This is a genomic window from Burkholderia sp. KL41, from assembly GCF_057005415.2.
The window spans coordinates 2,395,362-2,409,191 of record NZ_CM174446.1 but is presented as its reverse complement, the minus strand read 5'-3'; the positions used below and the strand labels follow the sequence as shown (position 1 = coordinate 2,409,191).

16 protein-coding genes and 1 pseudogene are annotated in these 13,830 nt (G+C 65.4%); 6 read left to right on the top strand and 11 right to left on the bottom strand.

Annotation, left to right across the window (positions count from 1 at the left end):
* Nucleotides 1-177: 177 nt before the first annotated feature.
* Nucleotides 178-537, bottom strand: a complete 360-nt coding sequence (locus tag PQB87_RS11315; RefSeq protein ID WP_489241838.1) for a hypothetical protein — start codon at nt 535-537, stop codon at nt 178-180.
* Nucleotides 538-717: 180 nt separating this feature from the next.
* Between PQB87_RS11315 and PQB87_RS11310 the strand changes: the two genes are divergently transcribed.
* Nucleotides 718-2,073, top strand: a complete 1,356-nt coding sequence (locus PQB87_RS11310; protein WP_489241836.1) for a glycosyl hydrolase family 18 protein — start codon at nt 718-720, stop codon at nt 2,071-2,073.
* Between the two features lie 203 nt (nt 2,074-2,276).
* Here PQB87_RS11310 and PQB87_RS11305 read toward each other — a convergent pair whose 3' ends face one another.
* Together PQB87_RS11305 and PQB87_RS11300 are read right to left on the bottom strand one after the other, a co-directional pair.
* Nucleotides 2,277-2,894 carry a 3'-5' exonuclease gene (locus tag PQB87_RS11305; RefSeq protein WP_059494117.1) on the bottom strand — a complete coding sequence of 206 codons (618 nt, stop codon included), beginning with the start codon at nt 2,892-2,894 and terminating at the stop codon, nt 2,277-2,279.
* A 235-nt stretch (nt 2,895-3,129) separates the two neighbouring features.
* The gene (locus tag PQB87_RS11300) at nt 3,130-3,783 is read right to left on the bottom strand and encodes a DJ-1/PfpI family protein (RefSeq protein ID WP_174413470.1); all 654 of its coding nucleotides are present in this window, start codon (nt 3,781-3,783) and stop codon (nt 3,130-3,132) included.
* Nucleotides 3,784-3,891: 108 nt separating this feature from the next.
* On the opposite strand from PQB87_RS11300, the gene PQB87_RS11295 reads away from it, so the two are divergent.
* On the top strand, nt 3,892-4,446 hold the full coding sequence (locus PQB87_RS11295) for a TetR/AcrR family transcriptional regulator (RefSeq protein WP_042975612.1): 555 nt from the start codon (nt 3,892-3,894) through the stop codon (nt 4,444-4,446).
* 131 nt (nt 4,447-4,577) lie between these two features.
* On the opposite strand, the gene PQB87_RS11290 is transcribed toward PQB87_RS11295, so the two are convergent.
* The 5 genes and pseudogenes from PQB87_RS11290 to PQB87_RS11270 all read right to left on the bottom strand — a co-directional run bounded on the left by PQB87_RS11290 (nt 4,578) and on the right by PQB87_RS11270 (nt 7,996).
* Entirely contained in the window at nt 4,578-5,042 is a 465-nt protein-coding gene (locus PQB87_RS11290) for an acetyltransferase (RefSeq protein ID WP_059624065.1), read from the bottom strand.
* A gap of 154 nt (nt 5,043-5,196) precedes the next feature.
* A pseudogene (locus PQB87_RS11285) lies at nt 5,197-5,652 on the bottom strand (NUDIX hydrolase); the annotation flags it as partial.
* A gap of 46 nt (nt 5,653-5,698) precedes the next feature.
* Nucleotides 5,699-6,583 (bottom strand): NAD(P)-dependent oxidoreductase, encoded by an 885-nt coding sequence (locus PQB87_RS11280; RefSeq protein ID WP_111939887.1) that lies wholly within the window; start codon nt 6,581-6,583, stop codon nt 5,699-5,701.
* Nucleotides 6,584-6,680: 97 nt separating this feature from the next.
* Complete coding sequence (locus PQB87_RS11275; protein WP_174413468.1) at nt 6,681-7,004, bottom strand: gamma-butyrobetaine hydroxylase-like domain-containing protein; 324 nt, start codon at nt 7,002-7,004, stop codon at nt 6,681-6,683.
* Nucleotides 7,001-7,996, bottom strand: a complete 996-nt coding sequence (locus tag PQB87_RS11270) for a HEAT repeat domain-containing protein (RefSeq protein WP_489241832.1) — start codon at nt 7,994-7,996, stop codon at nt 7,001-7,003. The genes PQB87_RS11275 and PQB87_RS11270 overlap by 4 nt, the downstream gene beginning before the upstream one ends.
* Before the next feature lie 18 nt (nt 7,997-8,014).
* On the opposite strand from PQB87_RS11270, the gene PQB87_RS11265 reads away from it, so the two are divergent.
* Nucleotides 8,015-8,221 (top strand): hypothetical protein, encoded by a 207-nt coding sequence (locus tag PQB87_RS11265; RefSeq protein ID WP_489241830.1) that lies wholly within the window; start codon nt 8,015-8,017, stop codon nt 8,219-8,221.
* Here the strand turns inward: PQB87_RS11265 and PQB87_RS11260 are convergent.
* From PQB87_RS11260 to PQB87_RS11250, 3 genes are read right to left on the bottom strand one after another with little or no spacing between them, the layout of a single operon-like run.
* Nucleotides 8,190-8,435, bottom strand: a complete 246-nt coding sequence (locus tag PQB87_RS11260; protein ID WP_006764074.1) for a 4Fe-4S dicluster domain-containing protein — start codon at nt 8,433-8,435, stop codon at nt 8,190-8,192. The genes PQB87_RS11265 and PQB87_RS11260 overlap by 32 nt on opposite strands.
* A gap of 11 nt (nt 8,436-8,446) precedes the next feature.
* Nucleotides 8,447-10,186 (bottom strand): fumarate reductase/succinate dehydrogenase flavoprotein subunit, encoded by a 1,740-nt coding sequence (locus tag PQB87_RS11255; protein WP_489241828.1) that lies wholly within the window; start codon nt 10,184-10,186, stop codon nt 8,447-8,449.
* A complete protein-coding gene (locus tag PQB87_RS11250; protein ID WP_489241826.1) occupies nt 10,183-10,953 on the bottom strand; it encodes a GntR family transcriptional regulator in 771 nt (256 codons plus the stop codon). The genes PQB87_RS11255 and PQB87_RS11250 overlap by 4 nt, the downstream gene beginning before the upstream one ends.
* Before the next feature lie 324 nt (nt 10,954-11,277).
* Between PQB87_RS11250 and PQB87_RS11245 the strand changes: the two genes are divergently transcribed.
* The 3 genes from PQB87_RS11245 to tadA all read left to right on the top strand — a co-directional run bounded on the left by PQB87_RS11245 (nt 11,278) and on the right by tadA (nt 13,808).
* Nucleotides 11,278-12,534, top strand: coding sequence for an MFS transporter (locus tag PQB87_RS11245; RefSeq protein WP_489241824.1), 1,257 nt, complete (start codon nt 11,278-11,280; stop codon nt 12,532-12,534).
* 279 nt (nt 12,535-12,813) lie between these two features.
* On the top strand, nt 12,814-13,215 hold the full coding sequence (locus PQB87_RS11240; RefSeq protein ID WP_006478536.1) for a DnaJ family domain-containing protein: 402 nt from the start codon (nt 12,814-12,816) through the stop codon (nt 13,213-13,215).
* Nucleotides 13,212-13,808 carry a tRNA adenosine(34) deaminase TadA gene (gene tadA, locus PQB87_RS11235; RefSeq protein WP_021160355.1) on the top strand — a complete coding sequence of 199 codons (597 nt, stop codon included), beginning with the start codon at nt 13,212-13,214 and terminating at the stop codon, nt 13,806-13,808. Before PQB87_RS11240 ends, tadA begins: the two co-directional genes overlap by 4 nt.
* Nucleotides 13,809-13,830: the final 22 nt, after the last annotated feature.

Below are 13,830 nucleotides of genomic sequence, written 5' to 3'. Positions count from 1 at the left end.
GTATGCGCTGCCAATGACAGTGGGGCGGGCGGTAGCCGAATGCACGATTGCGACTCGATAATCTCCGGGTAACGGGATTCGGTCGTGGCAGTAAAACTCCTTCCAGAATGCGGGACGCGGTGCGGGTTTGTGGGCACATCGAGGGCTCGTGATTGGTAACGGTAAAAGCGGTACCAATCACGAGAACAAGAAACGAGGCTCACTGAATTCGCATTCCGCAATCCTCTTGAATCCCGTACAGCCCTGTACAAGATCGCCGACCGCGACGGCATGCATGTCGCAGTATCTCCGGCGGGCATATTTCCTTTCTTCGATACGATTAACCGTATTATTGAGTGAAGAGAAGCGACGGCGGCCGTGCGCCACGTCGAAGCCCTTCGCTGAATGCGTCGCCAGTTGGCGTAATGAAGCCGGAATGGCGAATCCGAAAGTGCATTGTTGCGCTCGACAGGGATTTTGTCGTCGAATTGGTGTCGCGTGTTTCTCCAAAGGATCGATGTTTTTTCGCGCAGTTTGCACCGTTTTATCTTTTTCCACTTCCTATAATGGTCTTCAGCAACGTGGAACGCCTTGGTTCATTACGTGGCTGTATCGTCTCCGGGCGTGACCGCATTGCCGATGCGCCACGGTCAATTGGCCGTGGTATTTGGTGGCCTTCTACTGTAGTTGCAGCGTCGTGCGCCACCGCCAAAAAACGCTACGTCACAGGAAAGAAAAATGGCAAACCTACAAAACGGCATCAATGCGTGGATTTTCTTGAACGAAGACGAACCGCCACAAACCAACTACAACAGTCCCGAAAGTTGCTATCAATCGCTGATCGATTGCAAGGTTTACGACAGTGCAAATTTTCTTGGCATTGCTTTTTTCGAAGTCGTTCCTGCCGCACAGGGTTCCACGATCCAGATCGGCAACGCATCGCATTCGGGTGGGCTGACCAATCAGGATTATTTGAATTTTGTACTCCGTGATGCGCGCCAGGTGAATCCTGGAATCAAATTTCTGGCCACGATGGTGTATTCCGGCGCCAATACATTGGCGGCGGTTTTCTCGGGAGGTGGGGATCCGCAAACGCAGGCGGCCAATTTTGCGAATAATCTGGTGACATATCTCCGGAATAACGGAATGAATGGCCTGGATATCGATTGGGAAGGCGATGTTTCCGATAAAATGACGCGATCGCAGTTCCAGATTCTGTTTTCTGCAATTCGCGCCGAATTCGATCGGCAGCCGGTGAAATATTATCTATCATTCACGCCTGCATGGCCCACCAGTTCGATTGATTACGCTACGGTCAATAGCCAGTTCGATTTTTTCTCGCCTCAATTCTACGACGGCACGCCACTGTCGGATTTTCTTGATGCCGGCATATCGCCGTCCAGGATTGGCTATGGCGCTCAGTTCGAACCAGGAAATTCAGCCCCCAATGCCAGTGCGCAACAGGTCTGGAGCATGGTTTCGGAAGGTTTTTCTTCCGGGGGTACGCGGTACGATTATCAGGACATTTTCGTCTGGCGCTTCAATTCTGGAAACTTCCAGTTCGAGCAGGCGCAGTTCATGATTCTTGATCAACTCGGCAATCCGCCCACCAGCAACACCTTCGACGACACACCGATTATCAGCGCCGCAGGTAATCCCAACCTAACCCGAGTGACGATCCGGTCAGGCGACGTACTCAACGCGGTTCAGGCCGTCAATACCGGGACGGGGCCCTATAACACCGGCACCCAGGGAACGGGAACCGGAATATTTACCTTGGTGCAACACGGCGGAAACAGCGGGACTGCCCAGGTCATCAATATTCCGCTTGACGATCCGATCGTGTCCATTTCCGGCTACACGGGCGTGTGGTACGGCTGGCAATGTGTTTTGCAACTCACATTGACCGGGAAAAGCGGGGCGACTTATGGCCCGTTCGGCAGTATGGCCGGCTCGACCACCCGGAATGGTTTCGTACAGTCTGCTCCGGCCGGACAAAGCGTGGTCGGCTTCAGTGGATCTACGGTGACGGTTCCGTTGGCAGGGGGCAGCCAGACCGCAATCCTTGCGACGCTGAATGCCGTTTTCGCCTGAGGCACCTGATAACGAATTTTCAGTACCTGCGGCAATCGTTGAACAAGGCCATGCGACTGCATGGCCTTTTTTCAATGCGTGTCGGGAGATTCCCAAGCCGTTTTGCGCTCACATGCTGCCTGACTCATGAAACGTCGTGGCACGCGAGATGCGGCAATCGGTCATGTGCCCGACAGCGATCGCCCGCGGCCGTCGACCGATTCTCACGCATGCGCGCCCGCGAGCGAGCGCAGGTACATCGGCACTTTCGCCTTCGCCGTTGCCTGGACACGTGTCATGAGCGCGTGATCGATACGGTCCAGCCCGTAAGTCCGGGCAATGTCCTGCTGCAGCCTGCACCACAGGTGGCTGGCCATTTCGGCATCGACCATCGCCCGGTGCGCTCGTCCCGATTTCGGCAGCCGCAGCATGTCCGCGAGGCTCGACAGGCGATGACTCAGCGCGTCCGGGTAAATGCGTCGCGCCACGAGCATCGTGCAGGCAAAGGCATGCTCGGCCGTCATGCCAAGCAGCCCGAGTTCCGCCTGCCAGAACCGTTTGTCGAAACCGGCGTTGTGGGCCACGACCGCGTGTTTGCCGACGAACGCAGCCGCTTCCTTCATGACTTTCGATGCCGGCGGCGCCGATGCGATCATCTCGTTCGTGATGCCGGTCAGCGCGACGACGTCCGACGGTATGCGTCTGCCTGCATTCATCAGACTCTGGAAACGATCGACGACTTGTCCGTCCCGGAGGAGGATGACGGCGATTTCGGTCGCACGATCACCCAGGTTCGGCGAAAGCCCGGTTGTTTCGAAGTCCAGTACCGCAACGGTTTGCATGGTCGAATCCTGTTGCTTCACGCGGTGTCGTTCAGAGAGGCCGAGAGGTTAGCATTTCCCGGCCCACGACGGACTCGTTCAGCCCGGCAAACAACCATCCGTGCGGCACAAGCCGATCCGATCGATGCCTGGGATCACCCGCGAATGCGTCCCGATGCGCCGTTGGCCTGGCAGGACGCACGAGGCGCGACGATGCAGAAGGGTGCCGGCTATCGACAGCCCATCGATCCGCGCGTCATGCCGCGAGCCCGTTTTCGCCTTCGACGATCCGGATCGGGCCCGTCGCTTGTCCCGCACCCTGCCTGATGCTGAACTCGATCAGGTCCTCGTAAGTCTCCCGTTGCCCGGCAGGCAGCACGGGCAGCAGCGTTTCGCGCCGCTTGTCCGCATCGAACATCGATTCGACCAGCCATCCCGTCAGATAGAGCGACGCAAGGCATCCGCCCGCGGTCGCGACGTTGCCGTGACACACCAGCGGCTGGTCCATCACTTGCAGCCCGACTGCCTGCAAACCCTGCCGCGCTTCGGGGTGCGTCGTCGCGCGGCGCTGCGGTAGCAGCCCGAGCCGTTCGAGAATGAAGGCGCCGCCGCAGATCGACCCGACAAGCTGGCGTTCGGGATCGAGATCGAACGACGGCAGGAAACCGGGATCGGCGAGCGCGGCCGGTACACCTTCCTTGCCGCTCGAAAACAGGACCGCGTCGGCGCGATTGGCGTCGGCGAGCGGGCCGTGCGTCGGGATCGCCAGGCCATGGGCGGAACGCAGCACCGGCTGCGCGCCCAGGATCCGGACGCGCCAGTCCTTGCTGTTGCGACCGAGAATGTCCCACATCAGGAACAGGTCGATATCGGTGAACCGGTCGAATGCGATGAGCGCGATGTCTTTCAAGGCGGACTCCTTATGTAATGGCGCGCTGCCGGAAGCGGCGGCGGCCGTGATAGAGTGCGCAGCCTATCTGTCCATGCCGCACCATACACAGCCTGTATGGCGATGACGATGAGCACACTGACGCGAAATGACTGGATTGCCGCGGGCTTCGACGCCCTCGACGGAGAGGGGTACGCGGGGATTTCGGCCGAGAGCCTCGCGCGTCGGCTGAACGTGACGCGCGGATCGTTCTATCACCACTTCCGCAATCGCGAGGACTTCGTCAGGACGTTGCTGACCGCGTGGGAGGACGACTACACCGCGCGCATGCTGGCGTATGCGGCGGAGGGCCACGGTGCCGGCGACACGCTGTTGCGCTACCTGCGCATTGCCGCCGAGAAACGGCCCGGGCGTGAAATCGCGATCCGCGCCTGGGCGTTGCACGATCCGCTGGTCGCGGAATGCCAGCAGCGCGTCGATGCGGCGCGGCTCGCGTTTGCGATCGACACGTCGCGCCGGCTGGTGCGCACGCCGGGCGAGGCCGAGATCGTCGGGCAGGCCGTGCACTTGTGCCTGATCGGCGGACAACAGGCCGGGCTGCGGCGTGATGCCGACCGGTTCAACGGCTTCGTGCAGCGTGCTTTTTCAATGGTCGAACGCGTGCTGCCGATGCGTCGCCCATGACGCGCCATCTGGCACACGTACCGGTGCGCGCGCGGCATGCGTGGCGCGGACGCGGTAGTACGCAGCCGCATTCGCGTGCCCGGCGCGGGTGACGTGGCGGGCGGCGCGATATCCCTGTCAGGCCAGGTGGGTTACGCGTGCCGTGGCGACGAGGGTGGTGCCGCGCGATGGCGCAGGTGGATCAGCGGATACGGCCGTCCTTGTCCATCGAGCGCCGATCGCCCGCAGCGCTCGAAGCCGAGCCGTTCATAGAATCGTGCCGCCGATTCGTTCTGCTCGTTGACGTCGGTCGACAGGTCGGGATGACGCGTGAGTGCGTCTTCCACGAGCAGGCGCCCGATGCCTGCGCGATGGTGCGCGGGATCGACGAACAGGGCTTCCATGTGACTGCCGTCGAGCAGCATGAAGCCGATCGCATGGTCGGCTTCGTCGACGGCGAGATCGAGCGGCGCACCGGGCAGGAACCCGACCACTTCGGATTCGATCGCGCGACGATCGTCGTCGCTCAGGAAGTGATGCGTGGCGTCGACCGCGTTGCGCCAGATATCCAGCACGCGTGCGCCGTCGGCCTCGGTGGACTTGCGAATTCTGATCATGTCTGACCTGTTTTGATTTGTAGTTTGAAGGTCGGCGGCTCGCCGACACCGTCATGGCCGCGATCGGGCCGCTCGCAAGGGATGCGGGCAGACGGCGTTGTTTCAGGGAATGGCCGGACGCCGTGCGTCGCCGAGGCTCGCTGCACGCTCGATCGCTCGATCGCTCGATCGCTCGGCGCGCGACGTCGCGAACGCCCGCGCTCATCGGCAAATCGTCGCGGTCGAGCTCGGCGAGGTCGAACCAGCGCGCGTCGAGCGCATCGTCGCCGGCAGCAGGTGTGCCGCGCAACCAGTTGCACAGCACCGCGACCATGACGAAATGCTGGCGCACGTTGCCGCCAGCATCGTAATCGAAGGCATCCAGCGCGGTAAAGACGTCGAGTGCCTCGACGTCGACGGTCGTTTCTTCCACGATCTCGCGCACGATCGCGTTCGCAATCGATTCGCCTGCTTCGATCTTGCCGCCAGGAAAGCCCCAGCAGCCGGCATCGGGCGGATTGGCGCGGCGCACCAGCAGCACGTCGCGTTCCCGCAGGACGACGCCGATCACGGCGGGAACGGGGCGTACGGCGGCGATGACGCCGGTCGGGGAGCGGGGCGAATCGGACATGACGGATCGATGCGTGCGCGTGGTCGAGGGGGCGGCCGGTGACGCTTCACCGCGCGTCGTGCGTGCGCTGCTCGATCGCGCGGATCACGGCGACCATGTCGTCCGCGCCGTGTCCGGCCCGCTCGGTCTCGCCGTAAAGCGCGTGGCAGATGTCGAGCAGCGGCGACGCGATGTTGGCGCCGCGCGCGGATTCCGCGACGAGGCGCGCATTTTTCAGCACGTCGGTGATCGCGGCCTGCACCGAGAAATCCGCCGCGACGAGTTTGCCGAGTTTCACGCGCGACACGTCGCTCGCCATCGGTCCCGCGTTCAGCACGTCGGCGAAGCGGGCGAGGTCGATACCGTGGCGTTGCGCGAAATGCGTGGCTTCGGTCAGGCCGGTGACCATCGTGATGAGGAACAGGTTCACGGCGAGCTTCATCGTCAGCGCCGACGGTACGTCGCCGCACACGAAGCTGTCGCGGCACAGCGGCTTCACGAGCGCGCGGACGGCGTCGACGTCGTCCGGCGCGCCGGCGAGCATCACGACGAGTTGACCGGCTTCGGCCGGCTTGCGTGAACCCGACACCGGTGCCTCGACGTAGCGCCCCGACGCGGCGGCGATTTCATCGGCCAGCGCGCGCGAATAACCGGGTGCGTTCGTGCCCATGTTCACGATGGTGTGCCCGCCGACACGGGTAGCGAAACCGGGCGTGCCGCGCGCGAGAACGGCGTCGATCGCCGCGTCGTTCGCGAGCATCAGGATCACGGTGGAGCAGGCGGCGAACACGTCGTCGGCGTGCTCGGCCACGCGTGCGCCGGCGTCGCGCAACGCATCGTCGCTGCCGTGCGACCGGCTCCATACGACGAGCGGCGTGCCGGCCCGCGCGAGATTGAGCGCCATCGGCGTGCCCATCACGCCGAGGCCGATGAATCCGACTGCGGTTTGCATGTTCTGACTCCCACGGTGGGTGGAGACGATCGTGGGCGTCAGTATCGCAGCGTTTCCGCGCGTCTGCCATGTCGTCCCCGCACCCGCGGGAGCCACGTCACGGCCGCGCCGTCGTGTCCGCCCTATCAGCCATGTCTGCCATGTCTGCCATGTCGGCCAGAAACGGCCACGGATAGATGCCGCGGGCATGGCCGTCGCCGAAGAGGGCGCGGATGCCGTAGCCGGCTGCCTCGAGGCCGGCCAGCGTCAGGTCGGGCCGCGTATCGACACGACCGCCGTCGAGCCGGATCCTTCGGCATTCCGCACACGGGCAATCGCCGCGCAGCTGCGCGTAACCGATGTGTTGCGTGCGACCGTCCGGCCAGCGGAGTGTCAACGTGCGTGCAGCGTGATCGAGCGCGATTTCGGTCGGCGCGATCATCGCGACGCCTCGTCGATTTGCCGGATCGCGATTCGCACGGCTTTGCGCACTTCCGGATCGTGATCCTCCAATGCGTGAGTGAGCGCGGCCAACGTCGCGCGGTCGCGCAGTTCACCGAGCGCAAGCGCGGCTTCCTTGCGCAGGTTGCTGATCGCATGCGACAGCAGTGCTGCGACGGCCGGCGCCGCAGCAGCATCGCGCAGTTGCCCGAGCGCACGCGCGGCACGCAAGCGCACCTGCCAGTAGTCGTCGTCGAGCGCGGCGGCGAGCGGGTCGCGCGCGGCCGCAACACGCAACTTGCCGAGCGTCGTGGCCGCTTCCTCGCGCACCTGCCATTCGCGGTCGCGCAGCGCAGCGAGCAGTGCGTCGATGGTGGCCGCATCGTCGGGTGCCGCGAACCCGATCGCGCCGACCGCGGCGCGTCGCACGTCCGCTGCGGCATCGGTGGTCGCGATGCGCGCGAGCGGCGGCAGCGCACGTGGGTCCCTGAGCCAGCCGAGCACCGCGACGGCTTCGGCGCGCACGGCGGCGTGTTCGGCATCGAGTGCGCGCAGCGCGGGCGCGAACGCGCCGGGGTCGCGCAACTCGCGTAATCCGCGCAGCACGGCACGGCGCACGAACGACTCGGGCCGGTCGGCCCATCGGCACAGCACGGTACCCGATGCCGCGTCCTTCAGTTCGGACAGGCTCTGCGCGGCGGTGGCGCGTACACCTTCGTCCGGATCGAGCAATGCGCCGCACAGTGCGTCGACGACGTCGGGCTGTTCCCATGCGCCGAGTACGCGCGCGGCCTCGCTGCGTACGTTGGCCGACGGATCGTCGCACAGTGCCGCAACGAATGACGGCACCAGATCGGATTCCTCGAGATCGGCAAGCTCGATCAGTGCGATGCGGCGCACGGATGCGTCGGGCGCGGCGAGGCGGAGGGCGAGTGCGGTACGATCCGGATCGTGCGTGCCGGGCAGCGAGGCGGTGGAGGAGAAGGCGGTCATGGGCAAAGGATCGGTTCGGTGAAAAAGCCGCTGCTCGCGGAGCGCGATGCATGGGCGGCACGGCATGGAGACGCGAACCTGGCGAACGCCGGCCCGGCCGTCACGTCGTCGATGCACGGCCTGCACGGCCTGCACGGCCTGCGTGGCCTGCACGGCCCGCACGGGCGGCACGACGACGACCGGCCGCGCGCGCTCAGCGCAGCAGGTAAGGGATGTCGACCTTGACCGCGCCGGTCGGGCAGTCGCGCTCGCACGGCATGCAGTACCAGCATTCGTCGAACTGCATGTAGGCCTTGCCCTTGGTCACGTCGATCGCGAGCAGGTCGAGCGGGCACACGTCGACGCAGACGGTGCAGCCCTTGTCGGCAATGCAGCGTTCCTCGTCGATCGTCACGGGCGCGCTGCTGCGCAGGAAGATGTCGTGCGGGGTATGGGGCACGGTAGGGCTCCTCAGAGGGCGGCCGCGAGCGCGGCGGGTTCGCGGATGCGCAGATTCGTGTAGGCGCCGCGATCGTCGTCGGCGAGCGGCACGACGTACGGCTCGACCGGGCGCTTCTCGTTGCGCATCGCGCCGTCGGCGTCCTTGCGCAGCCAGGTGTGGCAGAACCATTCGGCGTCGTTGCGATGAGGAAAGTCGACGCGATGGTGGTACAGCCCCCAGCGGCTCTCGGTGCGGAACAGCGATGCACGCGCAGCCATTTCCGCGCAGTCGCGGATCGCGCGCACCTCGGCGGCGCGCATCAGTTCGTGCGGATGGCTTGCCTTTATTTCTTCGATATCCTCAGTAATGGCGTCAAAGCGCTGGAGGCCAATTTCCATTTTGCGCGTCACCTTCGGCGGTTGCAGATAGTCGTTCACCATGCGGCGCAGCTTGTATTCGACCTGCGCCGGTGCCAGGCCGCGCTCGCGCAGCAGCGGGGCAAGCACGCGCTTGCGTTCGGCGGCGACCTGTTCGTCGTTCACCGGCGCATGCTCGCGGCCGGCCACGTAGTCGGCCGCGTTCTGCCCGGCAAACCAGCCGTACGTAAATGCGCCGAGCATGTAGTTGTGCGGGACGGCCGCCATGTCGCCGGCCGCGTAAAGGCCGGGCACGGTCGTCTCCGCGCGTGCGTTCACGTACACGCCGGACGCGCTGTGGCCGCTGCAGAGACCGATCTCGGAGATGTGCATCTCGACCATCTGGCTGCGGTAGTCGGTGCCGCGCCCCGCGTGGAAGCGACCACGGCTCGGCCGCTCGTTCGTATGCAGGATCTGCTCGATGGTCTGGATCGTTTCCTCCGCGAGATGATCGAGCTTGAGGAACACGGGGCCATTGCCGCTTTGCAGTTCCTGGTAGAACTCCCACATCATCTGGCCGCTCCAGTAGTCGCATTCGATGAAGCGTTCGCCCTTGCCGTTCGCGGTGAAACCGCCGAGCGGGCCGGTCACGTACGCGCACGCGGGGCCGTTGTAGTCCTTGATCAGCGGATTGATCTGGAAGCATTCGAGATTCGCGAGCGCGGCACCGGCGTGATAGGCCATCGCGTAGCCGTCGCCCGCGTTGGTCGGGTTCTCGTACGTGCCCATCAGGTAGCCCGAGGCCGGCAGGCCGAGGCGGCCGGCTGCGCCGCAGCAGAGAATCACGGCCTTCGCGCGGATCACGTGGAACTCGGCCGTGCGGCAGTCGAAGCCGAGTACGCCGCTCGCGCGGCCCTGTGCGTCGGTCAGCACGCGCGTCGCGACGATGCGGTTCGTGATCGCGATGCGTGCGCGCTTCAGTTGCCGGTACAGCACCTTCTTGATGTCGTGTCCTTCCGGCATCGGCAGGACGTACGAACCCATGTGATGGACCTTCTTCACCGCGTAGTCGCCGGTGCCGTCCTTCTCGAACTTCACGCCCCAGCGGTCGAGCTGCTCGATCGTCGCGAAGCTGTGTGTCGCATACGCGTACACGGCTTCCTGGTCGACGATCCCGTCGTTGGCGATCGTGATCTCGCGCGTGTATTGCTCGGGCGTCGCATGCCCGGGAATCACCGCGTTGTTCAGGCCGTCCATCCCCATCGAGATCGCGCCGCTGCGTTTCACGTTGGCTTTTTCGAGCAGCAGCACGCGCAGGGACGGGTCGCGCTCCTTCGCCTTGATCGCCGCCATCGGGCCGGCCGTGCCGCCGCCGACCACGACGATGTCGTATTCCAGCACATGGGTAGTCATCGTTGTTTCCTTGCAGGTTTGCGCGGTTTTTGCCGGTCGATGCGCAGCCGGTACTGGAAGGCATCGCCGCGGAAGTACAGGTATTCGTAGTCGATCGGTGCACCCGACGCGTCATGCGTGAGGCGCTCGATGCGCAGCACGGGGCTGCTTTCCTCGACGTGCAGCGCGTCGACGATCTCGTCGTCGGCGAGGATCGCGTCGATCGACACGTCGGCATGGCCGAGCGGAATGCCGCAGTCGTTTTCCAGCACGAGGAAGATGTCGCGGGTCGCGAGATCGGCACCCGAGAGGCGCTTGCCGAGTGCTTCCGGCACCCAGGTCTGTTCGAGCGACACGGGCTCGCGGTTCAGCAGCCGCACGCGGTGAATCTCGACGAGCGGCGCGCCTTCCGGCACGTTCAGCTTCGTTGCGAGATGGCGGTCGGCCTTGACGGTGCGGACACTGCGTACCTGGTTGACGATCTCGTAGCCCATCGACGACATCGCCTCGGCGAAGCCCTGCAGCGACGTCACGTTCTGGAATGCCTTCGGCTTCGACACGAAGGTGCCCTTGCCGTGCAGCTTGAACAGCAGTCCTTCCTTCTGCAGATCGCCGAGCGCCTGGCGCACCGTGATCCGGCTGACGCCGAACGCCGCGCAGAGTTCGTGCTCGGAAGGCATCCGGCTGTGCGGCGCATAGGTGCCGTCGAGGATGCGCGCGCGCAGCGTGTCCTTGATCTGCACGTAGAGCGGGGCCGCCGACAGCGGCACGACGTTGGGTGAGGTCATCGATCAACTTGTTATGACAAGATCGCTCGAGTGTAGTCAGCGCGATCGCGCGTCCCAACCAACGATTTCTGATTTCGACTTTCCGATTCCGGAAAAGCACGGCGGCAGGGGCGGACCGAACGGACGATCCGGCGTGCGGTGTCGATCCGATCCGCCCATGACGGGCAAAGTGGAGCGGCGGACAATCAAGGCAATTCGCAGGCGCATGTGTCGCGCGTGTCGATTTCCCGATGCGTCGCCCGTCGTATCCATGTCGACCGGGCATTGCGCCACGCGGGTAGCGCCCGGGAACCGAGGATTGCCATAACGAAAAGGAGACATCCCATGCCGGATTCCCGATACCGCTGGGTCATCGTCGCCGCGGGCGGCTTGATGGGCTGCATCGCCATCGGCGCGATGTTTTCGCTGCCCGTTTTCCTGCGCGCGATCGCGCGCGATACCGGCTGGTCGATGACCGGCATTTCCGGCGCGATGACGCTCGGCTTCATCGCGATGGCCTTCGCGAGCATGGGGTGGGGCAGCCTGTCGGACCGCGTCGGCACGCGCCCGGTCGTCATGACGGGTGCCGTCCTGCTGTCGGCAAGCCTCGCGCTGGCGAGCCGCGCGCCGTCGCTGCTCGCGTTCCAGCTTACTTTCGGCCTCGCTGTCGGCGGTGCGACGGCCGCGATATTCGCGCCGATGATGGCATGCGTGACGGGCTGGTTCGACACACACCGCAGCCTGGCGGTGTCGCTCGTGTCGGCCGGCATGGGGATGGCGCCGATGACGATGGCCCCGCTGGCCGCGTGGCTCGTGTCGGTGCGCGACTGGCGCACGTCGATGCTGCTGATTGCGGCGCTGGCGGCCGTCGTGATGATTCCGGTGTCGCTGCTGGTGCGCCGGGCACCCGCGCTCGACGGCGCGCATGCGGCCCCGGCGGCCCCGGCGGCCCCGGCGGCTCCGGCGGCCTCCGCGGCCCTCGCGCCGGCCGCTGACCCCGCGGCGATGTCGGTCGCGCACGCATTGCGTTCGCCGCAGTTCATCGTGCTGCTGCTGACCAACTTCTTCTGTTGCGCGACGCATTCCGGCCCGATCTTCCATACGGTCAGCTACGCGGTGACGTGCGGGATTCCATTGATCGTCGCGGTGTCGATCTACAGCGTCGAAGGGCTCGCCGGCATGGGCGGCCGGATCGCGTTCGGGATCCTGGGCGACCGCATCGGCGCGAAGCGCACGCTGGTGGCCGGGCTGTTTGCGCAGGCGCTCGGCGCGCTCGGGTACGACTTCGTGCGCACGCTCGACGGGTTCTACGCGGTCGCGACCCTGTTCGGCTTCATCTATGCGGGCGTGATGCCGCTGTATTCGGTGCTCGCGCGCGAGAATTTCCCGCTGCGGATGATGGGCACCGTGATCGGCGGCTGCGCGATGGCCGGCAGCCTCGGGATGGCCGCGGGCCCCGTGGCCGGTGGCCTGATCGTCGATACGTTCGGCAGCTATGGCTGGTTGTACGTCGGTTCGTTCGCGATCGGCGTCGGCGCGTTCCTGATGGCGATGATGTTCCGCCCGTTCGCGAAAGCGCGGCCGGAAACGGTGGCCGCGTGACCCGGCGGCGGAAACGCGGGGGGCCCGAATTTCACCGTGTCGGCGCGCCTCGGCCCGCGTTGCCACTGACAAAAAACAGGGCCGGCATTGTGTCCGTTCGCGAGTGTCTGGGCAGCCCGCAGCCCGCTGCGGCGCAGCAGCGCGGCAAATGATGCAGATCGGCACGCATGCGCGGCGATTCGGCCCCTAAAAACGCAATATCGAGCATATATTCGAAGGGCCTGTCATACCCGCGTCACCCTGCTAGAATTCGGCCTGCCGCATTGTTCCGATTGACTGATGAGATTGCTTGACGCCCTGGTCGAACAACGTATTGCCGCCGCCGCCGCGCGGGGCGAGTTCGACGATTTGCCGGGTACCGGCGCGCCGCAGGCGCTGGATGACGACCTGCTCGTGCCCGAGGAGGTGCGGGTGGCCAACCGTATCCTGAAGAATGCAGGCTTCGTGCCGCCGGCCGTCGAGCAATTGCGCGCGCTGCGCAACCTGCACGACGAAGTGCAGGCGGTCAGCGACCGTGCCGCGCGGTGCCGGCTGCAGGCGAAGATCCTCGCGCTCGACATGGCGCTCGAATCGCTGCGCGGCGGCCCGATGGTGATGCCGCGCGACTACTGCCGGCGCATCGCGGAGCGCCTGTGCGAGCGCGGGCTCGACGAAGCGTCCGCCGAAGCGGGGCCGATGTGACGTCCGACGCGCTGCACGACGCAGCCCGCCCGGCAGACACCCCGGCGGCCGAACCCGCCGCCGATTCCCCCGTTCCCGAAGCTGCGCCCGTATCGGCGCGCGACCTGCATTTCATGCGTCTCGCGCAGGCCGCCGCCGAAGAGGCGCGCGCGGCCGGCGAAGTGCCGGTCGGTGCGGTGCTCGTGCGCGGCGACGAAGTGATCGCGCGCGGCTTCAACCATCCGATCGGTGGGCATGACCCGTCGGCCCATGCGGAAATGGCCGCGCTGCGCATGGCCGCGCAGCATCTGCAGAATTACCGGATGCCCGGCTGCGAGCTGTACGTGACGCTCGAACCGTGCCTGATGTGCGCGGGCGCGATCATGCATGCGCGTATCGCGCGAGTCGTCTACGGTGCCGCCGATCCGAAGACGGGCGCGTGCGGCAGCGTGATCGACGCGTTCGCGAATCCGCAGCTGAACCACCATACCGAAGTGACCGGCGGCGTGCTCGCCGACGAGTGCGGCGCCGCGCTGAAGTCGTTCTTCGCCGAGCGCCGTCGCGCGCTGCGCGAAGCGCGGCTGGCCCGCGACGCCGAATCCGGCGCGTCATAGGCGCGCCTGCCGCCCCGACCCG

Bases quoted from the DNA above. Each gene is read 5' to 3' on its own strand.
- PQB87_RS11305 (WP_059494117.1), bottom strand. From the start codon at position 2,894: ATGCAAACCGTTGCGGTACTGGACTTCGAAACAACCGGGCTTTCGCCG.
- PQB87_RS11290 (WP_059624065.1), bottom strand. From the start codon at position 5,042: ATGATCAGAATTCGCAAGTCCACCGAGGCCGACGGCGCACGCGTGCTG.
- PQB87_RS11245 (WP_489241824.1), top strand. From the start codon at position 11,278: ATGCCGGATTCCCGATACCGCTGGGTCATCGTCGCCGCGGGCGGCTTG.
- PQB87_RS11280 (WP_111939887.1), bottom strand. From the start codon at position 6,583: ATGCAAACCGCAGTCGGATTCATCGGCCTCGGCGTGATGGGCACGCCG.
- PQB87_RS11240 (WP_006478536.1), top strand. From the start codon at position 12,814: ATGAGATTGCTTGACGCCCTGGTCGAACAACGTATTGCCGCCGCCGCC.
- PQB87_RS11295 (WP_042975612.1), top strand. From the start codon at position 3,892: ATGAGCACACTGACGCGAAATGACTGGATTGCCGCGGGCTTCGACGCC.
- PQB87_RS11270 (WP_489241832.1), bottom strand. From the start codon at position 7,996: ATGACCGCCTTCTCCTCCACCGCCTCGCTGCCCGGCACGCACGATCCG.
- PQB87_RS11275 (WP_174413468.1), bottom strand. From the start codon at position 7,004: ATGATCGCGCCGACCGAAATCGCGCTCGATCACGCTGCACGCACGTTG.
- PQB87_RS11255 (WP_489241828.1), bottom strand. From the start codon at position 10,186: ATGACTACCCATGTGCTGGAATACGACATCGTCGTGGTCGGCGGCGGC.
- PQB87_RS11310 (WP_489241836.1), top strand. From the start codon at position 718: ATGGCAAACCTACAAAACGGCATCAATGCGTGGATTTTCTTGAACGAA.
- PQB87_RS11250 (WP_489241826.1), bottom strand. From the start codon at position 10,953: ATGACCTCACCCAACGTCGTGCCGCTGTCGGCGGCCCCGCTCTACGTG.